We start from the raw sequence: 20,700 nt of genomic DNA on the forward strand, positions 1-20,700 counted from the left end.
GCTGGTCAGACTGGCAATCTTTAAGGAACACCATTACTAGCAACCCTGCCGTATATGCCAACGCCGATGGTCGCCTTGAAGTCTTTGCCCGCGGCGCCGATAACGCGCTCTGGCACATCTGGCAAACCGCGCCCAATTCCGGCTGGTCAGACTGGCAATCTTTAGGGAACACAATTACTAGCAACCCTGCCGTATATGCCAACGCCGATGGTCGCCTTGAAGTCTTTGCCCGCGGCACCGATAACGCCCTCTGGCATATCTGGCAAACCGCGCCCAATTCCGGCTGGTCAGACTGGCAATCTTTAAAGAACACCATTACTAGCAACCCTGCCGTATATGCCAACGCCGATGGTCGCCTTGAAGTCTTTGCCCGCGGCGCCGATAACATCCATAACACCCTCTGGCACATCTGGCAAACCGCGCCCAATTCCGGCTGGTCAGACTACTGGCAATATTTAGGGAACGTACTTACCAGTGACCCTGCCGTATATGCTAACGCCGATGGTCGTCTTGAAGTCTTTGCTCGCGGCTCCGATAAAGCGCTCTGGCACATCTGGCAGAAGGTAGCATCCTGTTCATGGTCTAGTTCATGGTCTGGCTGGACATCCCTTGGGGCACCTTGAGCGACGCTTAAACAATGAAATAATCTGTCAAGCTCAGCTCCGCACAAGACATACATAACTTTTTGGCCTGATGCATTAGAGAAAACATTTACTACTCTGCATCAGGCCAGTAGTAGCTCAGTAGTAGCTCATTGACTGAAATCAACCCAATTCTCAACAAACAAACCAAGCATTCGCTCAAACTCGCGTATGTTGTTGATGAAAAAGATATCGTTTTGTGTATCTAATGTAGACTCTTAGTCAAATATACCCGTTATCTTTCAAGTTGCCTCTTTGTTGGCTACACTCGTTCACCCCGGTCACATCGTTATCTATGCTCCCGGGGATTCTCTCCCTTGCCGTCGCGATGCATCTTGAAATCCATAGGGTATATACCCAAAAGGCAATTTCAAATAAAATCTCCATTTTATCGAACATTCATAAACTAGAATCTGTGTTTTTTAATCTAGTCATCAAACTATTCGCTTCCGTAAAGATTATCAGACGTTTTTAATGCAATTAAAACAATCATGATAAAAACACATTTCAAAATATAACAAACAATAAAGATGAAAACTTAAAATAATAAAATAATTCATTTCATAATTTATTATTTTTGAATGACTGTATGTAAAAATATATATAAACACAAGCGATTTTATAATGTAGCATCTCATCCACTTAATACTTAACGGATCATTAATCAGCATCAAATAAAAATTAATTACTTCTTCAAAGAAGAAAGAGTAAAAGTGAGAGTGTTAATTCACAGAATTAAACACCTTACTTATTAAATGACTATTTAGTCAATATGAAAAATTATTTTTAACGAGGATATATATGCAACAAGAATCTATTAATATGCCAAAGTCAGATAATGCCGAACTACCTGTTGAAAATGAGGTAGCCATCGAAAACGGCACAATCGCGTTGTCTGAAATTGTCTCAGTAGTAAACACCTCCGATGGTCGGCTTGAGGTTTTCGGCGTCGGCACTGACAATGCTGTGTGGCACAATCGGCAAACAGAACCACATTCAGGCTCTTCCTGGTCTGGCTGGATCTCACTTAACGGAAACGTAACCAGCAAACCTGTCGTTTATATCAATACAGACGGTCGACTGGAAGTATTCGCACGCGGCACCGATAATGCGCTCTGGCATACCTGGCAAACCGCCGTCAATGCCGGTTGGTCAAACTGGCAATCTTTAGGAGGTACAATTACTAGTAACCCAGCGGTAGCTGTTAACACCGATGGTCGGCTCGAAGTCTTTGCGCGCGGCACCGATAACGCTCTCTACCACATCTCACAAACTGCCGCTCATTCCGGTCCGTGGTCAAATTGGCAATCTTTGAACGGCGCGATCACCAGCAACCCCGCAGTTCATATCAACTCCGACGGTCGGCTTGAAGTCTTCGCGCGTGGTACCGATAACGCTCTCTGGCACATCTGGCAAAGCGCTCCTGATTCCAATCAGTGGTCAAATTGGGATTCACTCGGTGGCATCATCACTAGCGATCCTGTAGTCATCGACACCGCTGATGGTCGGCTTGAAGTTTTTGCACGCGGCACCAATAACGCACTCTACCACATCTGGCAAACCGTTCCCCATTCCGGGCCGTGGTCTGGCTGGGCTTCGTTAAATGGCTGGCTCACCAGTGCCCCTGCGGTGGCAAAGAACGCCGATGGACGACTTCAAGTTTTTGCACGCGGCGCTAATAACACACTCTACCAAATCTGGCAAACGGTTTCTCATTCCGGTCCGTGGTCTAATTGGGCCCCGTTCAATGGCACGATCACCAGCGCGCCAACGGCAGTGAAAGACGCCGATGGTCGGCTTGAACTTTTTGTTCGCGGCACCGATAACGCACTCTGGAACACCAGGCAAGGCACATCATCGTGGTCCGCTTGGGTATCCCTCAATGGCTCATTAATCGACGCTTCAGCAATCAAATAATCTGGAATGAATCCAGCTTTGCATAAGACAAACGTCACCTTCTGGCCCGATACGCTAAGGAAAATATTCACTGCGCTTCATCGGGCCAGTGGTACAAAATTTGCTGATAAAAATCTGATACTCGATACATAAACCCGGTACGAATTCGAAATTACATATTATCTTTGATAATAAGAACATATTTTTGTCTATCTGAAACAGACTGTTAGTCGAATATGTCTGGAAAGCAACTTCAAACAGAATAACCTTTTTTAGGTACATGATTAAATCAGGTTCTGTGTTTATCAATAGCCAGATTACGAATTGTGTGCTTTAATAATTATTCAACCAAATATTTTAAATAAAATTTAAAAAACATAGAAAAATATATTTAAAATAGGAACAAGCTGGGACTTTAAAATAAAAAAATAGTTAATTTAAATTAAATAATTTCGTATAAAAACAACATATAAAAATATGTAACCGCATAATACGAGGCTATATTTATTTAACATTTTATAGTTCAATCATTAACAAAAAAACATCCACCATTTATTTCATTAAAAAAATAGGAGACCAGTAAAAAAATCAATATATATACCTAAGAGATTTCGAGTTGCAGCGCGGCGGCAAGTGAACGAATCCCCAGGAGCATAGACAACTATGTGACTGGGGTGAGTGAAAGCAGCCAACAAAGCAGCAACTTGAAAGATGACGGGTATAAAGCCCAATATCCTTCCCATTAAGTGATTATTTTTAGTCCGAAAAATTATATTTAAAGAGAATATAGACATGAATAAAGAACTTATAAAAACACCAACCCCAGATAATACCGAAGTATATGTTGCCGATGAAGTAGGAATAGAGAATTCTGCAATAGCATTACCTGGAATTGTCTCAGTAGCAAACAATGCCGATAATCGACTTGAGGTTTTCGGTGTGAGCGCTGACAGCGCAGTGTGGCACAACTGGCAAACAACACCGCTGCCAAGCTCCTCTTGGGCCGGCTGGAGCAAATTTAACGGAGTAGTCACTAGCAAACCCGCTGTTCATCGTAATTCGGACGGTCGATTGGAAGTATTCGTGCGTGGTACGGATAATGCACTCTGGCACAACTGGCAGACTGCCGCTGATAGCAATACTTGGTCAAGCTGGCAGCCGCTACAGGGAGCGATCACCAGTAACCCAGAGGTATGCATCAACTCTGACGGCCGACTTGAAGTCTTTGCACGCGGCACCGATAACGCTCTCTGGCACATCTGGCAAACCGCAGCCCATACCAATTCTTGGTCAAGCTGGAAATCTCTGGGCGGCACACTCACCAGTAACCCTGCCGCACACATCAACGCCGATGGCCGGCTTGAGGTCTTTGCACGTGGCTCCGATAATGCGCTATGGCACATTTGGCAAACGACTGCCCACACGGATCAGTGGTCAAATTGGCAATCACTAAAAGGCATAATCACTAGCGACCCTGTAGTCATCGACAACTGCGATGGTCGGCTCGAAGTCTTCGCATGCGGTGCCGATAGTACACTCCGGCACATTTCACAGATCAGCTCAGATTCTGTTTCGTGGTCAAACTGGCAGTGTTTGGATGGTGTGATCACTAGCGCCCCGGCGGTGGTGAAGAATATCTCTGGTCTGCTTGAGGTCTTTGCACGCGGCGCTGATAACACGCTCTGGCGCACCAGGCAAATTTCTAATAACGGTCCGTGGTCTAACTGGGCCTCATTCACAGGCATTATCGCCAGCGCCCCAACGCTAGCGAAGAATTCAGATGGCCGGATTGAGGTCTTTGTGCTTGGTCTTGATAAGGCGCTTTGGCACCTCTGGCAAACCACTTCATCACCGACATCCTCGTGGACCACCTGGGCTCTCATCGGCGGTATCACCTTGATCGATGCTTCTGTGATCAAGTAATCAGAAAGAAGCTAGCTCCACACGAGACGATCGTGAGCTGCTGGCCCGGTGCAAAAGGAAAATATCCATTGCGTTTCACCGGGCCAGATAGGGGGATAATGGGCTGTACCCAAATTCTATATCAAGGCTCTTTTATCATCGATATTCGAACATTTAAGGATTATTTTTATAAAAAAAGCTATATCTCAACCTACACCATTTACAACTGATTAATTCATCCGCCATTACTGTCCCATTCAATCTTCATCATTCAACCGCAATGGTTTATAAATAAATATATAGTGACACTTATAGTGAATGTATATCACAAGTTATAAACTAATCCAGCCATTCAGTCAGCACTTTCTCTAGTTTATTCAACGCCTGAATATGTTTATCTTTTGACATAAGATCGAGATTGTGTAACTTCCATTTTACCGCCGGTAAATACTGAATTTGGCTCTCTGGAGACAACAGCCAATCCGGCTTACCACTTTTGAAGGACATCAAAAAGTCATAATCCCTTTGGGTAAACTGTTCCTTAAGTGCTGAAATCATCAATTCAGGCACGGAATTAAGGTCTTCCAACAACACACTATTGAATGTCATTCCACTGAATTCATTCACATAGAGCTCAGAAATATCCTTCCATCGAGGATTAAGTACTTCAGACAACGGTCGGGGATGGCTAAGTAAATAGGCGATGAACCCATTAAAGATTGAACGATTTATTCCCTGCGCTTCAAGCAACATCTTGACGTCGAAAAGATCGCGTGGATGCTGGCGATCTAACGCTGCACATAGCTTACCACCATAAAGATCGGCCATCGAAACGACCTGAATAGAGGCAAAACCAAATTCATCTTCTACAGCTTCAACAACATCGCGCTCCTGAGGTGGATATAGCGTGCCACGCGCAACTGGAGAGACTTCGATTTTTATCTGCGCTTCTTGAGAAGTAACAATAATACGCATTTCATTAGAATTATTTGTCTGTAGTGCTGCAAAAATCCCCTCTTGTTGTTGGAGCAAAGTGGCAATCCTAGTTAATGCCGCTCGAACATTGGGTAACGCTAACTCCCTGCTTTCCAACTGTGTATAAACCAGATCAATATCAACTGACAAACGGGGAAAATCACGTACAAACAAATTAATCGCTGTCCCCCCTTTCAGCGCAAAACAGCTCTCTGTCGCCACTACAGGAAGTATGCTCATCAGCAATACTACTTGTCGGTAATACGGCGAATATTTATCCATAAGATAATCCATTGTTCAAATACTTTTCTGGAACCGTAATCTGATACTGTTTATCCAATTTCCCTCCTAACACGACTTGACGCTTCCCTGTCCCTAAATCAATTTTAGTTTTATCAACACGTTTAGCCCATGCATGGGCATAATAGTCGGTCAAAAAAAGATATAAACGATTAGTTTGGATCGCATGACTGGAATGAAGGAGTATTTCCACTTTACGCGGACTGAGATTAACCAAACCTTGGAAGAGTTCCGCAGCATGTTCAAAAGAAAACGGCACGGGTACAGCATCTAAAACTTCGTAAACTGCTAATTCAGGTATGCTGGCTTTTAGCTGGTTTCCTTTGATTTCAACATCTGTCAGGTATTTCTCATCAAGTAGGGACAACTTCTGATTAGAAATCAAAAACCAGTCAACATCGGGAAATTCTTTAAACCACTTCGGCAACGCAGTTTTATCTTTCACGCAGAGCCATATCCTTTGCTGCTTTAACTGTAGATAATGAGAACGGCCTTGGTACACCAGACTGGTAAGCCCCGCTAAATGAACCGGGATAGAAAGCTGGTTTTGCAGGCACTGCACAGCATCACTCCACTCAGGCTTACGTCCTGTCCGTACATACACGCCGGCCCGCAGTTTTTGCAGCCAATTGCTATTCATGTACTTATTCGCTAGAGAAGGGCTGATGCTGTGTTTTGTTAGCCAAGATTGCAATACTAAGGAGCCCGGCGTAGTGTTTTGCAAAAGCCAGTTTAATTTTGATGACATAGATTCACTCCTAGTGTAACAATATCATAAATAGTAAACCATCGAGTGACTAAAGTGTCAATTTTTTGAGCAGTCATTTCATTGATAACATCGTTATATTGTGTTTTTCCCATTACTAACCAGACCAAAATTACAACTAATTTTGCGAATTGCTTCCAGATTTTACTTGTGTAAGTTTAAAGCTTGGTGCGATACCATAACAAAAGAATTGATTCACCAACTTAACTAAGACCACTGCATGATTAATACAGAAACTTTCGACACCCACACGCCCATGATGCAGCAATATCTCCGTCTTAAAGCACAGCATCCTGATATCCTGCTGTTTTACAGAATGGGGGATTTCTACGAGCTATTTTATGACGATGCCAAAAAGGCGGCGAAATTGCTGGATATTTCCCTGACCAAACGAGGTCAATCAGCCGGCAATCCCATCCCTATGGCAGGCGTGCCACATCATGCAGTAGAAAACTATTTAGCTAAGCTGGTTCAATTAGGTGAATCAGTCGCTATCTGTGAGCAAATTGGCGATCCTGCCGCCAGCAAAGGCCCGGTTGAACGTAAAGTAGTTCGCATCGTTACTCCCGGTACCGTGACAGATGAAGCATTATTACAGGAACGGCAAGATAATCTGCTGGCGGCTATTTGGCACGATAATCAAGGATTTGGTTATGCCACACTGGATGTGACATCTGGCCGCTTCCAAATATCTGAAATGGCAGAGTTGGAAACGATAGCTGCTGAATTGCAACGTAGCCGTCCTGTTGAATTGCTCTATCCTGAAAGTTTTGAGCATATGGCGCTGATTGAAAATCTTCATGGCCTGCGCCGTCGCCCTTTATGGGAATTTGAGTTGGATACCGCAAAACAGCAATTGAACCTGCAATTTGGTACCCGTGATCTTGTCGGTTTTGGTGTGGAAAAAGCAGCACTCGCTCTGCGTGCCGCTGGTTGCCTGTTGCAATATGTCAAAGATACTCAACGCACGGCGCTGCCGCATATCCGTGGCATTACGGTGGAACGTCAGCAAGATACGGTTATTATGGATGCCGCCACCCGCCGTAATCTGGAACTAACACAAAACCTGTCTGGCAGTACAGATAATACTCTCGCTTCTGTTCTTGATCTGTGTGTTACCCCGATGGGTAGCCGAATGTTGAAACGCTGGTTGCATGCCCCTGTCAGGGACCGCCAGATATTAGAAAACCGTCAACAAGCTATCGCTACCTTGCAGGAAATTGGATTAGAGTTGCAGCCATTTTTACTACAGGTAGGTGATCTCGAACGTGTGTTAGCTCGTTTAGCTCTACGCTCTGCTCGTCCAAGGGATCTGGCAAGAATGCGCCATGCATTCCAGCAATTACCGGATATCCATCAAATTATGGACTCCTCAGATTCCCCTTATATTAAGCAATTGCAGAAAAATATCGGCAGGTTTGACGAATTACAGGAATTGCTTGAAAAAGCGATTGTAGAAACTCCTCCGGTATTAGTTCGGGATGGCGGCGTAATCGCACCGGGTTATAACAGTGAGTTGGATGAGTGGCGCACACTGGCTGACGGCGCCAGTAACTATCTGGAACAACTGGAAATTCGTGAACGAGAAAAACTGGGCATTGATACTCTGAAAGTCGGCTTTAATGGTGTTCATGGCTACTATATTCAAGTCAGCCGAGGGCAGAGCCATTTGGTGCCGATTCATTATGTCCGTCGTCAGACACTGAAAAATGCTGAGCGTTATATCATCCCCGAGCTAAAAGAATATGAAGATAAGGTTCTGACCTCTAAAGGGAAGTCTCTGGCAATAGAGAAAGCGCTTTACGAAGAATTATTCGATCTATTACTGCCTCATTTGGCCGAATTACAAACCAGCGCCGAAGCACTAGCTGAACTTGATGTATTGGCAAATCTGGCAGAACGCGCTGAAACCCTGAATTATGTTTGTCCAACATTGAGTGACAAACCGGGAATTCAAATCACCGGCGGTCGTCACCCGGTTGTTGAACAAGTTCTGAGTGAACCATTTATCTCAAACCCTCTCTCTTTATCTGCACAGCGGCGCCTGCTGATTATTACCGGTCCAAACATGGGCGGTAAAAGTACCTACATGCGTCAGGCAGCGCTTATTACACTTCTGGCCTATATCGGTAGCTTTGTACCGGCTGAAAAAGCGGTTATCGGCCCAGTTGATCGTATATTTACCCGTGTAGGCGCTTCCGATGATCTGGCATCCGGCCGTTCAACCTTCATGGTCGAAATGACAGAAACCGCCAATATTTTGCACAATGCGACAGAACAAAGTTTGGTATTGATGGATGAGATTGGCAGAGGCACATCAACCTACGATGGCCTTTCTCTGGCATGGGCATGTGCAGAAAATCTGGCAAACCGCATTAAAGCAATGACCTTGTTTGCCACTCACTATTTTGAACTGACCACGTTGCCGGAAAAACTTGAAGGAGTGGTCAATATTCACCTGGATGCGGTAGAGCATGGGGATACCATCGCATTTATGCACAGCGTACAAGAAGGTGCAGCCAGTAAGAGTTACGGGCTAGCAGTAGCTTCTCTCGCTGGCGTTCCACGCGAAGTGATCAAACGAGCGCGCCAGAAACTTAAAGAGCTGGAATCGCTATCCAACCATGCAACGGCAAGTCATGTGGATACACCGCAGCTTGCGCTATTAACAGAAGAAACATCACCGGCGGTTGAAGCATTAGAAAATCTTAATCCAGATTCACTGACTCCGCGTCAAGCATTAGAATGGATTTATCGATTAAAAGATATGGTGTAAGAACGTGTTTGACAAAAGCCTTTTACAACCAATATACCGTTTTTTGCAATGTGAAACCCCAGATTTGTGGGTAGATAAAGCAAAACAGCCTGAAAATTTATCTGTGCTTCTACGGGATCATCTGTTATGTGAACTCAAAGCAGCACAGAGCGCGATGTTTTTGATCCGCAAATATGCTGTGGATCAGCGAAGTGAGGATACACTTCTGGCATGGTTTAAACCTTATGAAGATTTTGCTTACAAGAAGATTGGCGATCTCAATTCACTAAAAGGCCAAAACCAAGTAACCAAACAGATCGTCGCCAAAGCTAATTCACCCTATAGCCAGGATCTGATTGATAAAATGGTATTGCTGATTAAAGAAGAGTTACATCACTTCTATCAGGTGCTGGAGATCATGGATGAGCGCAATATCAGCTATGAAAGCATCTCTGCCAGCCGTTATGCTAAAGGCATGCTTAGTCACATTACCAACCATGAACCTTATACACTGGTAGATAAGCTGATTATCGGCGCTTACATTGAAGCGCGTTCTTGTGAACGTTTCGCCAAACTCGCTCCTCATCTGGATGAAGATCTGAGTAAATTTTATATCTCGCTGCTGCGCTCTGAAGCACGTCATTACCAGGACTATCTTTCACTAGCGCAATCTATTGCTAATGAAGATATTACCGAGCGGGTGAACTATTTTGGCCGTGTTGAAGCTGAATTAATCCAAAATCCAGATAGCGATTTTAAATTCCATAGCGGCGTCCCTGTAATTTGAACTGAATGTAGATTGAAAGGTGAGCTTATACTCACCTTTCAAACCGCTGACAAACCTCGTTTAAAATAACGAGGTTTTTTCCATTTTGAAAAATATTCTGACCCCATGACATAACTGGAGCATGGAAAGAGCTTGTAAATTTCAATATCGATAAAAATGTATATGATAATAAAATCAAACTGCTAATTGATAAACAATAGCGGATATTTATTATCGTGCATTTAATGCACGACATAATATAGAAACTCAGATAGATTTAAAAAATAGTAAAGTAGTAGCGGAGAAAAAATATCAACTAAAATAAAAATAATAACACTTACTACCGATGATATTAATGTTTTTTTACGTTTTTATTTAAAATAAAGAAATAACTAGCCGTTATAGATAATAGAAAAAAAACAATGGCATCAATTAGTCGTGATAACAAAAATATCATTCCACATCCTTTGTTGAAAAATTTTTCTTTAATTATACAACCAATTTTATTGAAAATAATTGCTGTTTTAAAACCATTAAGTTGGCACAGTAATCAAAGTAGTGACTTGTGCCACAATTATCAATTATTTTCGATTAATTTTATTGGCGTATCGTTTAGGTTCAAGAAGGGCAACCTCAAATTGGCCGGTAACCCCTTAGACTGGATTCTCCCCTTCTCTGAACTGCCACTAATCGAATATGGAATCTTAGGAAGAGCAATCTATTTACAATCGATGAAGGTGAGACACATTGATATGCTATTTTGCCTGCCATAAATCATAGTCTACCTGCATCCCCATCCAAACTTGAGGTGAGCTGCCAATAACAACAGACAATTTCAGTGCCATTTCTGGCGAAACATCAGACTTGCCAACAACCAAGCGTTGCACAGTTGATGGCGCTACACCCAGCGCCTTAGCCAGACCTCTAACACTCAAATTCAGAGCCTCCATAGACTCTTTAACCAATATTCCAGGATGCGGGGGGTTATACATCATAGCCATTAATTAGTGGTAATCCTCATCGTTCATAATATACCCGTCATCTTTCAAGTTGCCTCTTTGTTGGCTGCACTCACTCACCCCGGTCACATAATTATCTATGCTCCCGGGGATTCGTTCCCTTGCCGTCGCGATGCATCTTGAAATCCATTGGGTATATATAGATATCACCGCCACACAACTTCCCGAAAAAGCGAATTAGGAAAGAAGTTAAAAAAGGGGCGTTCATCACATCACTGCAATTTAAGTATCAAAAATCTTTAATTGAAATTTATTATCATCATCTCAGACAATTAGAGTCATTCTACAGAGTACTGAAGAACCTGATAATACCGAGCATCAACAATGCAAAAACAGGGACAACAGTTCTTCAGAACCCAAGTAGCCAAACTATTCAACAATTAAGTACGGAATAACGCTTCAATATTCAAACCTTGAGTTTGCATAATATCTTTCAGACGTCGCAAACCTTCGACCTGGATCTGACGCACTCTTTCCCTTGTCAAACCGATCTCTTTACCCACATCTTCCAGCGTTTCAGCTTCATATCCCAAAAGACCAAAACGACGCGCTAATACTTCACGTTGCTTCGAATTCAACTCAAACAGCCATTTGACGATACTCTTTTTCATATCGTCTTCTTGTGTTGTTCCCTCCGGCCCGGTTTCATTCTCATCCGATAAAACATCCAATAACGCTTTATCAGAATCACTGCTAATAGGTGTATCAACCGAAATGATACGTTCATTCAACCGCAACATACGGCTTACATCATCAACCGGTTTATCCAGTTGCTCTGCTATCTCTTCCGGGCTAGGTTCATGATCCAATTTATGGGCAAGTTCTCTTGCGGTACGCAAGTAGACGTTGAGCTCTTTAACAATGTGGATTGGCAACCGAATAGTACGGGTTTGATTCATAATCGCCCGTTCAATGGTTTGCCGAATCCACCATGTTGCATAGGTAGAAAACCTGAACCCGCGCTCCGGGTCAAATTTTTCAACAGCACGGATAAGGCCAAGATTACCTTCTTCAATCAAATCGAGAAGAGCTAAGCCTCTGTTACTGTAACGACGGGAAATTTTGACAACCAATCGCAAGTTACTTTCGATCATTCTCTGGCGGGCCAGAACATCACCACGTAATGCCCGCCTTGCGAAAAAAACTTCTTCTTCCGCTGTCAGCAAAGGAGAAAAACCAATCTCGCCGAGATAAAGCTGTGTCGCATCAAGAACTCGCTGGCTCATGCCATGCAATACATCTAAATCATTCTCAAAATCAGTTATATCATCCTCATCGTTCTTCAATAATTTCTCATCGAAGTCGTCAGCTTCAATACCACTTTCATCTAAATCCGCATCATCATACAACTCGTTAACTTTCAGCGTATTTTGGCTCATAAGCTGCCCCTACCCATGATAATGCAGGCAGAATTCAGCATTCTGCCCAGTTTATCGCTGCGGAAGATAACGCAGCGGGTTTACGGATTTTCCCTTGTAACGAATTTCAAAGTGTAATCTTACAGAACTGGTACCCGTGCTACCCATAGTGGCAATTTTTTGCCCCGCCTTGATGTCCTGTTGCTCACGAACTAGCATTGTATCGTTATGAGCATAGGCACTCAGGTAGTCATCGTTATGTTTTATAATTATTAGATTTCCATATCCACGTAAGGCGTTTCCGGCGTAGACAACTCGACCACCTGCTGTCGCAAATACTGACTGGCCCCGGCTACCTGCGATATCAATCCCTTTGTTACCCCCTTGGGTATCAGAGAAACTTTCAATCATTTTACCTTCAGCCGGCCACATCCAACTGCTAACAACACTGTTTCCACTGCTCGCGGTTGTCGTCGGTGATGCTAAATACGTATTATTTACTGTTGACGTAGTTGCCCGTGGCAACATTTTTACACTCTTTTGTATCCCGGAATTTGCAGGATACGCATTAGTTGATTGAGAATCAACCAGGGCTGTTTGCTTTTGATTATGGTTATAAGTGGTTAACATCCCGCTACTACCGGTCCTCAAAGTCTGCCCCACCGTCAGACTGTAAGGTTCTGAAATATTATTTTTGCTCGCAAGATCACGAAAATCATTACCTGTAATCCAAGCGATATAAAACAGAGTATCCCCATGCTTGACGGTATAAGCGCTGCCGTTATAGCTGCCCTTAGGAATACTGTCATAATCACGGTTATAAACAATTTTCCCCTGCAAATTGCTATCAGTCTCACTCATTGATGAAGGTGAAGATGGCATCGGCGTAGATATCGCAGAATTGCCGGAAGATATTACTGGATGACTACTCCCTCTGCTTTGTTTTTGATCAATACTGGTGATAGGCGCAGGACGAGTTGGCGTATTTGTACAGCCGACTAACCAGGCTCCCATCAATAAACACGTTACAATCCGCTGTATTTTTTTCATTGGGCTTCCCGAATTCATATTTCCTTCCCCCATAACGGCAAAGATAAGCGTAAAAGTTAATAATTTCTAAAGGTTATACATAACCACAAAAATTCCAAAACGAAAGTAATTTCGCTTATTAAAGCAAATATAACCATTAATTGAAAAATAGTTGCAATAGGCTATGAACTTAAGCCAGTTCCCCTTGCACAAGGGGCACAAAACGCACAGCTTCGATCACTTCACTATGAAAACCATTGCCATGACGTTTCACAGATTTAAGAGTTTGTGTACGCTCACCCACCGGTAAAACCATCACTCCCCCATCCGTAAGCTGAAGCATCAATTCTTGTGGGATATACGGAGGCGCTGCGGTCACAATAATAGCATCAAATAACCCACGAGACGGCCATCCTTGCCAACCATCCCCGTGACGAGTTGAAACATTATGCAAATCAAGCTGTTTCAACCTCCGTTTAGCCTGCCACTGTAAACCCTTGATCCGTTCTACCGAGAAAACATGTTTGACCAAATGCGCTAATATTGCCGTCTGATAACCAGAACCAGTACCAATTTCCAAAACCTTAGCATCTGGCATTAACTGAAGCAGTTCAGTCATACGGGCGACAATATAAGGCTGAGAAATCGTTTGCCCATGACCAATAGGCAAAGCTGTATTTTCATACGCCTTATGTGCCAGCGCTTCATCGACAAAACGCTCCCTAGGCACGGCAGAAATAGCGGCCAGTAAACGTTCATCTTTTATTCCCTGCTGGCGTAATTGTGTCAGCAAATTTTTCATTGCCCGACTCAGCATTCTCCATCAACCTCAGCTTGAGCTAACCAATCTTTTACTAACGCCTGCTCTTTATACGCAGTCAGATCTATCTGTAATGGCGTAATAGACACATATCCCTGTTCCACCGCCGCAAAATCTGTTTCAGGACCAGCGTCACGTTTATCTCCCGGCGGCCCCAACCAGTAAAGCATGTTGCCTTTCGGATCTTGCATAGAATAAACTTCTTCCGCAGCATGACGGCTACCACAACGTGTTACCCGAAAACCTTTAATTTGCTCAAGCGGCACATCAGGAACATTCACATTTAAAATATTACCCGCTCTTAAAGGCGTTGTTTGTAACATTTGTAGCAAACGATATGTGATTTCTGCCGCTGTTTGGTAATGCAATTCGCCATTAAGTGAAATAGCCAATGCCGGTAATCCCAAGTGACGCCCTTCCATCGCAGCAGCAACCGTACCGGAATAAATCACATCATCCCCAAGGTTGGGACCGCGATTTATACCGGAAACAACAATTTCAGGACGCGGAAGAACCAAGCGATTAACACCAAGATAGACACAATCTGTTGGTGTGCCGCCCAATACCGAGATGTCGCCATTCTCCAGTGTATTAACACTTAATGAACGATCAAGGGTCAATGCATTAGATGCGCCACTCCGATTACGATCGGGCGCAACAACCTGCACATGGTAACTTTTCCGCAACGCTGCTGCTAAAACCTGAATCCCTGGAGCGGTTACACCGTCATCATTACTCAACAATATTCGTAACATTATTTTGATCCTGATTGATAATTTCCCTGACTACACTGGTAGCAAAACTGCCAGCGGGTAACCAGAAACTGATTTTCACCGTGTCATTATCTTGCCATTGCCAACTCAGATTCTGAGGCTGCACCAGAATCGCCCTACGAGAACCATCCACCCTTTCACGCTTGATAAGTTCCCACAATGATTCATAGGGCTGTAAATATTGCCGTTCAAAATCCGCAGCTTGGTGCTGTGTTCCCAATTCACCATCACCAGGCAGCGGCGCCGTTATTTGTAATTCTCCATCGATCACCCGCTGTTGCAATAAAGGCAATTCAGTTTCATCAGCAACAAACCAACTACCACGCCCTGTTAATTGTAAGGCATCACCTTTCATTACCTGTTGCTGTTGTTTCAGAACAATCCGGGCACTGGCTACCGTATTAAACATAGCACTACGACTGGCTGACAGATAAAAACTGCGTTTATTTCTCTCTTTGACGCGGATTTCATTATTTGCCCAACGCTGCGCTTGAATCAGATTCTGCCCATCCCGACCAAAACGCTGTTCACCAAAATAGTTAGGTACGCCGCCTTGCTGAATCAGCCGTAGTCTATTTTCAACCAATTGGTGATGACTGATTTGTCGCAAAATCAGCGTAAATGAATTTCCTTTCAATGCGCCAATGCGCAGTTTACGTTTCTGACGGGCTGTCGTCAGAACTTCACATCCTTCAAGCTGAAACGAGGCAAAATCAGGTTCCTGTTTGCCCGGTAAGTGCAAACAAAACCACTGTTCTGCCACGGCATGACGGTCTTTTAAACCGGCATAACTGACCGATCTAGACGGTATACCAGCAAAACGAGCGAGGTTATCTGCAACAAATTGGGTATTACAACCCGTTTTACGGATGTGCGCCATTAAGTGCTCACCTTCCCCATCAGGGGAAAATCCCAAATCTTCACAGACAATAAAATCTTCCGGCGAGGCTTTTAGTATCCCCGTCGCTTCTGGTTGCCCATACAGCCAGTTTAATTCAGCCAATACCATCAATTATTCCTTAACCAGCAAAGCAACCGATTCGCAAGCAATACCTTCTTTACGCCCAACAAATCCCAATTTTTCGGTAGTTGTGGCTTTAACATTGATATCATCAATGTGACATTGCAGATCTTCTGCCAGATTGACTCTCATTTGTGGGATATGCGGCAGCATTTTGGGTGCTTGAGCGATAATCGTAATATCCAGATTACCAATTCGATAACCCTTTTCTCTAATACGTGAATAGGCTTCGCGCAATAATTTACGGCTATCCACCCCTTTAAACGCTGGATCAGTATCTGGGAATAATTTCCCAATATCGCCCAATGCCGCAGCACCTAACAAAGCATCAGTTGCCGCATGGAGAGCAACATCACCATCGGAATGCGCCAATAACCCTTGCTCATAAGGAATACGAACACCACCGATAATAATCGGCCCTTCACCACCAAATTTATGCACATCAAAACCGTGTCCGATTCTCATGATGTCTATTCCTTCATTTTCTAGATAGATAAAATTCTGCCAATGCCAAATCCTCAGGACGCGTAACTTTTATATTGTCCGAACGCCCGTTAACCAACACTGGTTGGTAGCCACAATATTCCAGTGCGGAAGCTTCATCCGTAATGCTGGCGTGTTGCGAAAGTGCTTTTGACAAACAATCCCTTAGTAACATCAATGGAAAAAACTGCGGAGTCAGTGCATGCCAGAGATCTTGCCGTTCTACCGTATGGTCAATAACCTGACCAGTCCGTCCACGTTTCATCGTATCGCGGACCGGCGAGGCCAGAATACCTCCGCATGCAATATTTCCCTGTTCATCTTCTTCTGCTAATTGCAGCAAACGGTCAAGATCGTCACGGTGTAAACAAGGGCGGGCAGCATCATGCACTAAAACCCAACAATTATCATTGCCAGTCAAATGAGCGAGATGATTTAAACCAGCCAGCACAGAATCTGCTCGCTGTTCACCGCCAACTACCGTAGTAATGCGCGAATCTGATGCAACCTCAAGGGAATGAAACTGTGTATCCGCGGGATTTAAAACAATCACAACATGCCGAATACGGGGATGAGCAAGTAATAGAGCCAAGGTATGCTCAATAATGGTCTTTCCGGCAATAGACAGGTATTGCTTTGGGCAGTCCGAATTCATTCGGCTACCAATACCTGCTGCTGGCACCAAAGCAACAACACCAGCACAGGAACGAAGTAATAGATTGTTCATTTTAATTATTGAGTATTATTTGGAGTCGAGGGATGCGAAGTATTTTCTTTAGATTTATCAACGATTAAACGATAGAAAGTTTCACCCGGTTTGATCATGCCCAATTCACTACGGGATCGCTCTTCGATGGCTTCCTGTCCACCAGTAAGATCATCAATTTCCGCCGATAACTGATCGTTACGCGCTTTCAGTTTGCTGTTATTACGCTCTTGCATCGCAACATCATTCTTAACCCGCACATAATCGTGAATGCCGTTTTTACCAAGCCACAGTGAATACTGTAACCATCCAAGTAAAATCAGTAATAGTAGCGTCAGCTTACCCATTTCCGCCCCCTGAAATATTTGTCAATCATCCCATAACTCAAAGAATGACGCTACTATCACAAAACAGGGTAGGAGAAAAATAGTTGAATGAAGCTATTTTACACAAGCACATCACTGAAAACGCAATAATGTGCTTTTTGTTGACGTTATACGTGATGAACCCTTGAGCGTAGAATGCCGCTCTTTTCCAATGCCGCCAGCAACTGGGCCACAGAAGCTTCAACGGGTTGTTGGCCTGGAAGATAAATTTCCGGGTTATCGGGAACCTCATAGATTGAATCAATCCCCGTGAAATGACGAATCTCACCGGCACGAGCTTTTTTGTACAATCCTTTCGGATCACGAGATTCGCAAATTTCCAACGGCGTATCGACAAAAACTTCAATAAACTTCCCCGGTTCCAGCAGTTCACGAACCTTTTGCCGCTCTGCTTTATGAGGAGAGATAAAAGCCGTCAGCACGACTAAACCCGCATCGACCATCAGATTGGCAACTTCGCCTACACGGCGGATATTTTCCTGCCGGTCCTGTTCGGAAAAACCCAAATCACTACAAAGTCCATGACGCAAGTTATCGCCATCAAGCAAATAAGTTTTTATTCCCCGTTGAAACAGGGCCTGCTCTAAGGCCCCAGCCACCGTGGATTTCCCTGAACCCGATAAACCAGTGAACCAAATAACCAATGCAGGATGTCCATTTTCAACCTCCCGCTGCGCTCTGGTCAGTTGATGTGGATGCCAAACAACGTTTTCTGATGCCAGATTTTCAATGTCAGCCAATCTATTTACCTCCCAGTAAATCTCTAGCTCCCCAATGAGGGAAATGACGACGAATCAACCGATTCAATTCCAGTTCAAATTCGCTGAATTCTTTTGGCCCTTCATAAACATCTGTCTGAATTTCACGCACTAATCCCGCGCCAACAGTGACATTAGTTAACCTATCAATCAAGATGATGCCGCCGGTGTCGCTATTTTGCTGATAGCTATCGAGCATTAATGGTTCTTCAAAAGAAAATTCCACTGATCCGATGGCATTTAATGGTAAATCAACGGCCACCCGCTGTGTCAGGTGAGTAATATCCACCTGGTATTGAATATTCTCAACTTTCCCACGGCTCTTTTTACCCGCTACTTTGATATCAAGGTTCTGCCCCTGCACTAAAGGCTGTTCAGACATCCATACCACGTCCACCAGCGCATGTCGGGTAACCCTCATCTCATCATCGGCAGAAATTAGGAGATCACCCCGGCTGATATCAATTTCATCTTTCAGCACTACCGTAATAGCTTCACCCGGAACAGCAAAATCCAAATCACCATTGAAAGTTACGATCCGCTCCACCTGTGAGCCAATACCGGATGGCATGACTTTAATTTTCTGCCCTTTACGTAAAATCCCAGACGAAAGTGTGCCGCTGTAACCACGAAAATCGAGATCAGGCCGATTAACATATTGTACCGGGAAACGTAGTAACTGCTTTGATGCCTCCTTTTTTACATCGACTGTTTCAAGAATATCCAACAACGTCGGCCCTTCATACCAACTCATATTGCAACTTTGGGTGACAATATTATCGCCATCAAGTGCCGAGATCGGGACAAAATGAACGTCCAAATCTGTCGGCAATTGGGCAGCGAAATTCATATAATCCTGTTTGATCTGATGAAAAACTTCCTGACGGTATTCCATCAGATCCATTTTATTCACCGCGACCACCAAATAGCGGATACCTAGCAATGTACTAATAAAACTGTGGCGACGAGTCTGTTCCTGAACACCTTTACGCGCATCGATCAACAGAATAGAGAGATCACAAGTCGATGCCCCCGTTGCCATATTACGGGTGTACTGCTCATGTCCCGGTGTATCAGCAATGATAAATTTGCGTTTTTCTGTTGAAAAATAACGATAAGCTACATCAATGGTGATGCCCTGCTCGCGCTCTGCGGCAAGACCATCCACCAATAAAGCCAGATCTAATTTTTCACCCTGAGTACCGATACGTTTACTATCATTTTGCAAGGTTGAAAGCTGATCTTCGTAGATCTGACGGGTATCATGTAACAAGCGGCCAATTAGCGTACTTTTGCCATCATCCACGCTGCCGCATGTCAGGAAACGCAGTAGTCCTTTCTCTTGTTGAGCGCGTAGATAAGCTTCCACCCCGCCCTGTTCCTTAATTTGATGAGCAATGGCTTCATTCTGTGCAAGTGCTGACATGGTTGCTCTCCTTAGAAATAACCTTGACGTTTTTTCAGTTCCATAGAAGCCGATTGATCACTATCAATCAGCCGCCCTTGCCGTTCACTTGTCGTCGATATCAGCATCTCTTCAATAATTTCCGGCAATGTTTCAGCATCAGATTTCACTGCTCCCGTCAGCGGCCAACAACCAAGAGTACGGAAACGAACTTTGCGCTGGCTGATAACTTCGCCAGGTTTTAGATCAATCCGATCGTCATCAACCATAATCAGCGTACCTTCACGCTCCAATACTGGGCGTAATTTGGCAAAATAAAGAGGAACAATATCAATTTGCTCCAAATAGATGTATTGCCAAACATCCAATTCAGTCCAGTTAGACAGTGGGAATACGCGAATGCTTTCACCTTTATTAATCTGACCGTTGTAATTACGCCACAATTCAGGACGCTGGTTTTTAGGGTCCCAACGATGTGAGCGATCACGGAAGGAATAGATCCGCTCCTTGGCCCGTGATTTCTCTTCATCACGGCGGGCGCCGCCGAAAGCGGCATCAAAACCATATTTATCCAACGCCTGTTTTAACCCTTCCGTTTTCATAATGTCAGTATGTTTGGCGCTACCATGCACAAATGGATTGATTCCCATTGCTTCCCCTTGCGGGTTACGATACACCAATAACTCAAAGCCGTAGTTCTTCGCTGTACGATCACGAAAATCGTACATTTCGCGAAATTTCCATCCCGTGTCCACATGCAGCAAAGGAAATGGCAATGTTCCCGGATAGAACGCCTTGCGTGCAAGATGAAGCATGACCGAAGAATCTTTACCGATAGAGTAAAGCATCACCGGGTTTTCAAACTCGGCGGCCACTTCCCGTATAATATGAATACTTTCAGCTTCAAGTTGCTGCAAGTGTGTCAATCTTTTCTCATCCAT

General features: G+C 44.0%; 19 protein-coding genes. 5 read left to right on the top strand and 14 right to left on the bottom strand.

Annotated features, from left to right (window positions below):
• From OO184_RS20690 to OO184_RS20700, 3 genes are all read left to right on the top strand, one after another.
• A partial coding sequence (locus tag OO184_RS20690; protein ID WP_512699428.1) for a PLL family lectin occupies positions 1–623 on the top strand: 623 nt, incomplete at its 5' end.
• Positions 624–1,442: 819 nt separating this feature from the next.
• Positions 1,443–2,558, top strand: coding sequence for a PLL family lectin (locus OO184_RS20695; protein WP_265380804.1), 1,116 nt, complete (start codon positions 1,443–1,445; stop codon positions 2,556–2,558).
• Positions 2,559–3,329: 771 nt separating this feature from the next.
• Positions 3,330–4,460, top strand: a complete 1,131-nt coding sequence (locus OO184_RS20700; RefSeq protein WP_265380805.1) for a PLL family lectin — start codon at positions 3,330–3,332, stop codon at positions 4,458–4,460.
• Positions 4,461–4,778: 318 nt separating this feature from the next.
• Here OO184_RS20700 and OO184_RS20705 read toward each other — a convergent pair whose 3' ends face one another.
• Both OO184_RS20705 and OO184_RS20710 read right to left on the bottom strand, forming a co-directional pair.
• Positions 4,779–5,696, bottom strand: a complete 918-nt coding sequence (locus OO184_RS20705) for a nucleotidyl transferase AbiEii/AbiGii toxin family protein (RefSeq protein WP_265380806.1) — start codon at positions 5,694–5,696, stop codon at positions 4,779–4,781.
• Positions 5,689–6,462 carry a type IV toxin-antitoxin system AbiEi family antitoxin gene (locus OO184_RS20710; protein WP_265380807.1) on the bottom strand — a complete coding sequence of 258 codons (774 nt, stop codon included), beginning with the start codon at positions 6,460–6,462 and terminating at the stop codon, positions 5,689–5,691. Before OO184_RS20710 ends, OO184_RS20705 begins: the two co-directional genes overlap by 8 nt.
• 238 nt (positions 6,463–6,700) lie before the next feature.
• Here OO184_RS20710 and mutS point away from each other — a divergent pair, with 238 nt between their 5' ends.
• Positions 6,701–9,256, top strand: a complete 2,556-nt coding sequence (gene mutS / locus OO184_RS20715; RefSeq protein ID WP_265380808.1) for a DNA mismatch repair protein MutS — start codon at positions 6,701–6,703, stop codon at positions 9,254–9,256.
• Positions 9,257–9,260: 4 nt separating this feature from the next.
• The gene (gene miaE, locus OO184_RS20720; RefSeq protein ID WP_265380809.1) at positions 9,261–10,022 is read left to right on the top strand and encodes a tRNA isopentenyl-2-thiomethyl-A-37 hydroxylase MiaE; all 762 of its coding nucleotides are present in this window, start codon (positions 9,261–9,263) and stop codon (positions 10,020–10,022) included.
• Between the two features lie 734 nt (positions 10,023–10,756).
• Here the strand turns inward: miaE and OO184_RS20725 are convergent.
• The 12 genes from OO184_RS20725 to cysD all read right to left on the bottom strand — a co-directional run bounded on the left by OO184_RS20725 (position 10,757) and on the right by cysD (position 20,700).
• Positions 10,757–11,002, bottom strand: a complete 246-nt coding sequence (locus OO184_RS20725) for a HigA family addiction module antitoxin (protein WP_265380810.1) — start codon at positions 11,000–11,002, stop codon at positions 10,757–10,759.
• A gap of 398 nt (positions 11,003–11,400) precedes the next feature.
• Complete coding sequence (rpoS, locus tag OO184_RS20730; protein ID WP_265380811.1) at positions 11,401–12,399, bottom strand: RNA polymerase sigma factor RpoS; 999 nt, start codon at positions 12,397–12,399, stop codon at positions 11,401–11,403.
• Between the two features lie 51 nt (positions 12,400–12,450).
• Positions 12,451–13,428: a murein hydrolase activator NlpD gene (nlpD, locus tag OO184_RS20735; protein WP_265380812.1), complete on the bottom strand. Its 978-nt coding sequence runs from the start codon at positions 13,426–13,428 to the stop codon at positions 12,451–12,453.
• 169 nt (positions 13,429–13,597) lie between these two features.
• The gene (locus tag OO184_RS20740) at positions 13,598–14,224 is read right to left on the bottom strand and encodes a protein-L-isoaspartate(D-aspartate) O-methyltransferase (protein WP_265380813.1); all 627 of its coding nucleotides are present in this window, start codon (positions 14,222–14,224) and stop codon (positions 13,598–13,600) included.
• Positions 14,218–14,982 (bottom strand): 5'/3'-nucleotidase SurE, encoded by a 765-nt coding sequence (surE, locus tag OO184_RS20745; protein WP_265380814.1) that lies wholly within the window; start codon positions 14,980–14,982, stop codon positions 14,218–14,220. Before surE ends, OO184_RS20740 begins: the two co-directional genes overlap by 7 nt.
• A complete protein-coding gene (truD, locus tag OO184_RS20750; protein WP_265380815.1) occupies positions 14,960–16,009 on the bottom strand; it encodes a tRNA pseudouridine(13) synthase TruD in 1,050 nt (349 codons plus the stop codon). Before truD ends, surE begins: the two co-directional genes overlap by 23 nt.
• Before the next feature lie 3 nt (positions 16,010–16,012).
• Positions 16,013–16,486, bottom strand: a complete 474-nt coding sequence (ispF, locus tag OO184_RS20755) for a 2-C-methyl-D-erythritol 2,4-cyclodiphosphate synthase (protein ID WP_265380816.1) — start codon at positions 16,484–16,486, stop codon at positions 16,013–16,015.
• Between the two features lie 13 nt (positions 16,487–16,499).
• Positions 16,500–17,231, bottom strand: a complete 732-nt coding sequence (gene ispD, locus OO184_RS20760; RefSeq protein WP_265380817.1) for a 2-C-methyl-D-erythritol 4-phosphate cytidylyltransferase — start codon at positions 17,229–17,231, stop codon at positions 16,500–16,502.
• Between the two features lie 5 nt (positions 17,232–17,236).
• A complete protein-coding gene (gene ftsB / locus OO184_RS20765) occupies positions 17,237–17,557 on the bottom strand; it encodes a cell division protein FtsB (RefSeq protein WP_265380818.1) in 321 nt (106 codons plus the stop codon).
• Positions 17,558–17,703: 146 nt separating this feature from the next.
• Complete coding sequence (gene cysC / locus OO184_RS20770; protein WP_265380819.1) at positions 17,704–18,336, bottom strand: adenylyl-sulfate kinase; 633 nt, start codon at positions 18,334–18,336, stop codon at positions 17,704–17,706.
• A 1-nt stretch (position 18,337) separates the two neighbouring features.
• Complete coding sequence (gene cysN, locus OO184_RS20775) at positions 18,338–19,780, bottom strand: sulfate adenylyltransferase subunit CysN (RefSeq protein ID WP_265380820.1); 1,443 nt, start codon at positions 19,778–19,780, stop codon at positions 18,338–18,340.
• An 11-nt stretch (positions 19,781–19,791) separates the two neighbouring features.
• The gene (cysD, locus tag OO184_RS20780; protein WP_265380821.1) at positions 19,792–20,700 is read right to left on the bottom strand and encodes a sulfate adenylyltransferase subunit CysD; all 909 of its coding nucleotides are present in this window, start codon (positions 20,698–20,700) and stop codon (positions 19,792–19,794) included.

Origin of the sequence: Photorhabdus aballayi (assembly GCF_026153155.1) — a bacterium.
Taxonomy (GTDB): domain Bacteria; phylum Pseudomonadota; class Gammaproteobacteria; order Enterobacterales; family Enterobacteriaceae; genus Photorhabdus; species Photorhabdus luminescens.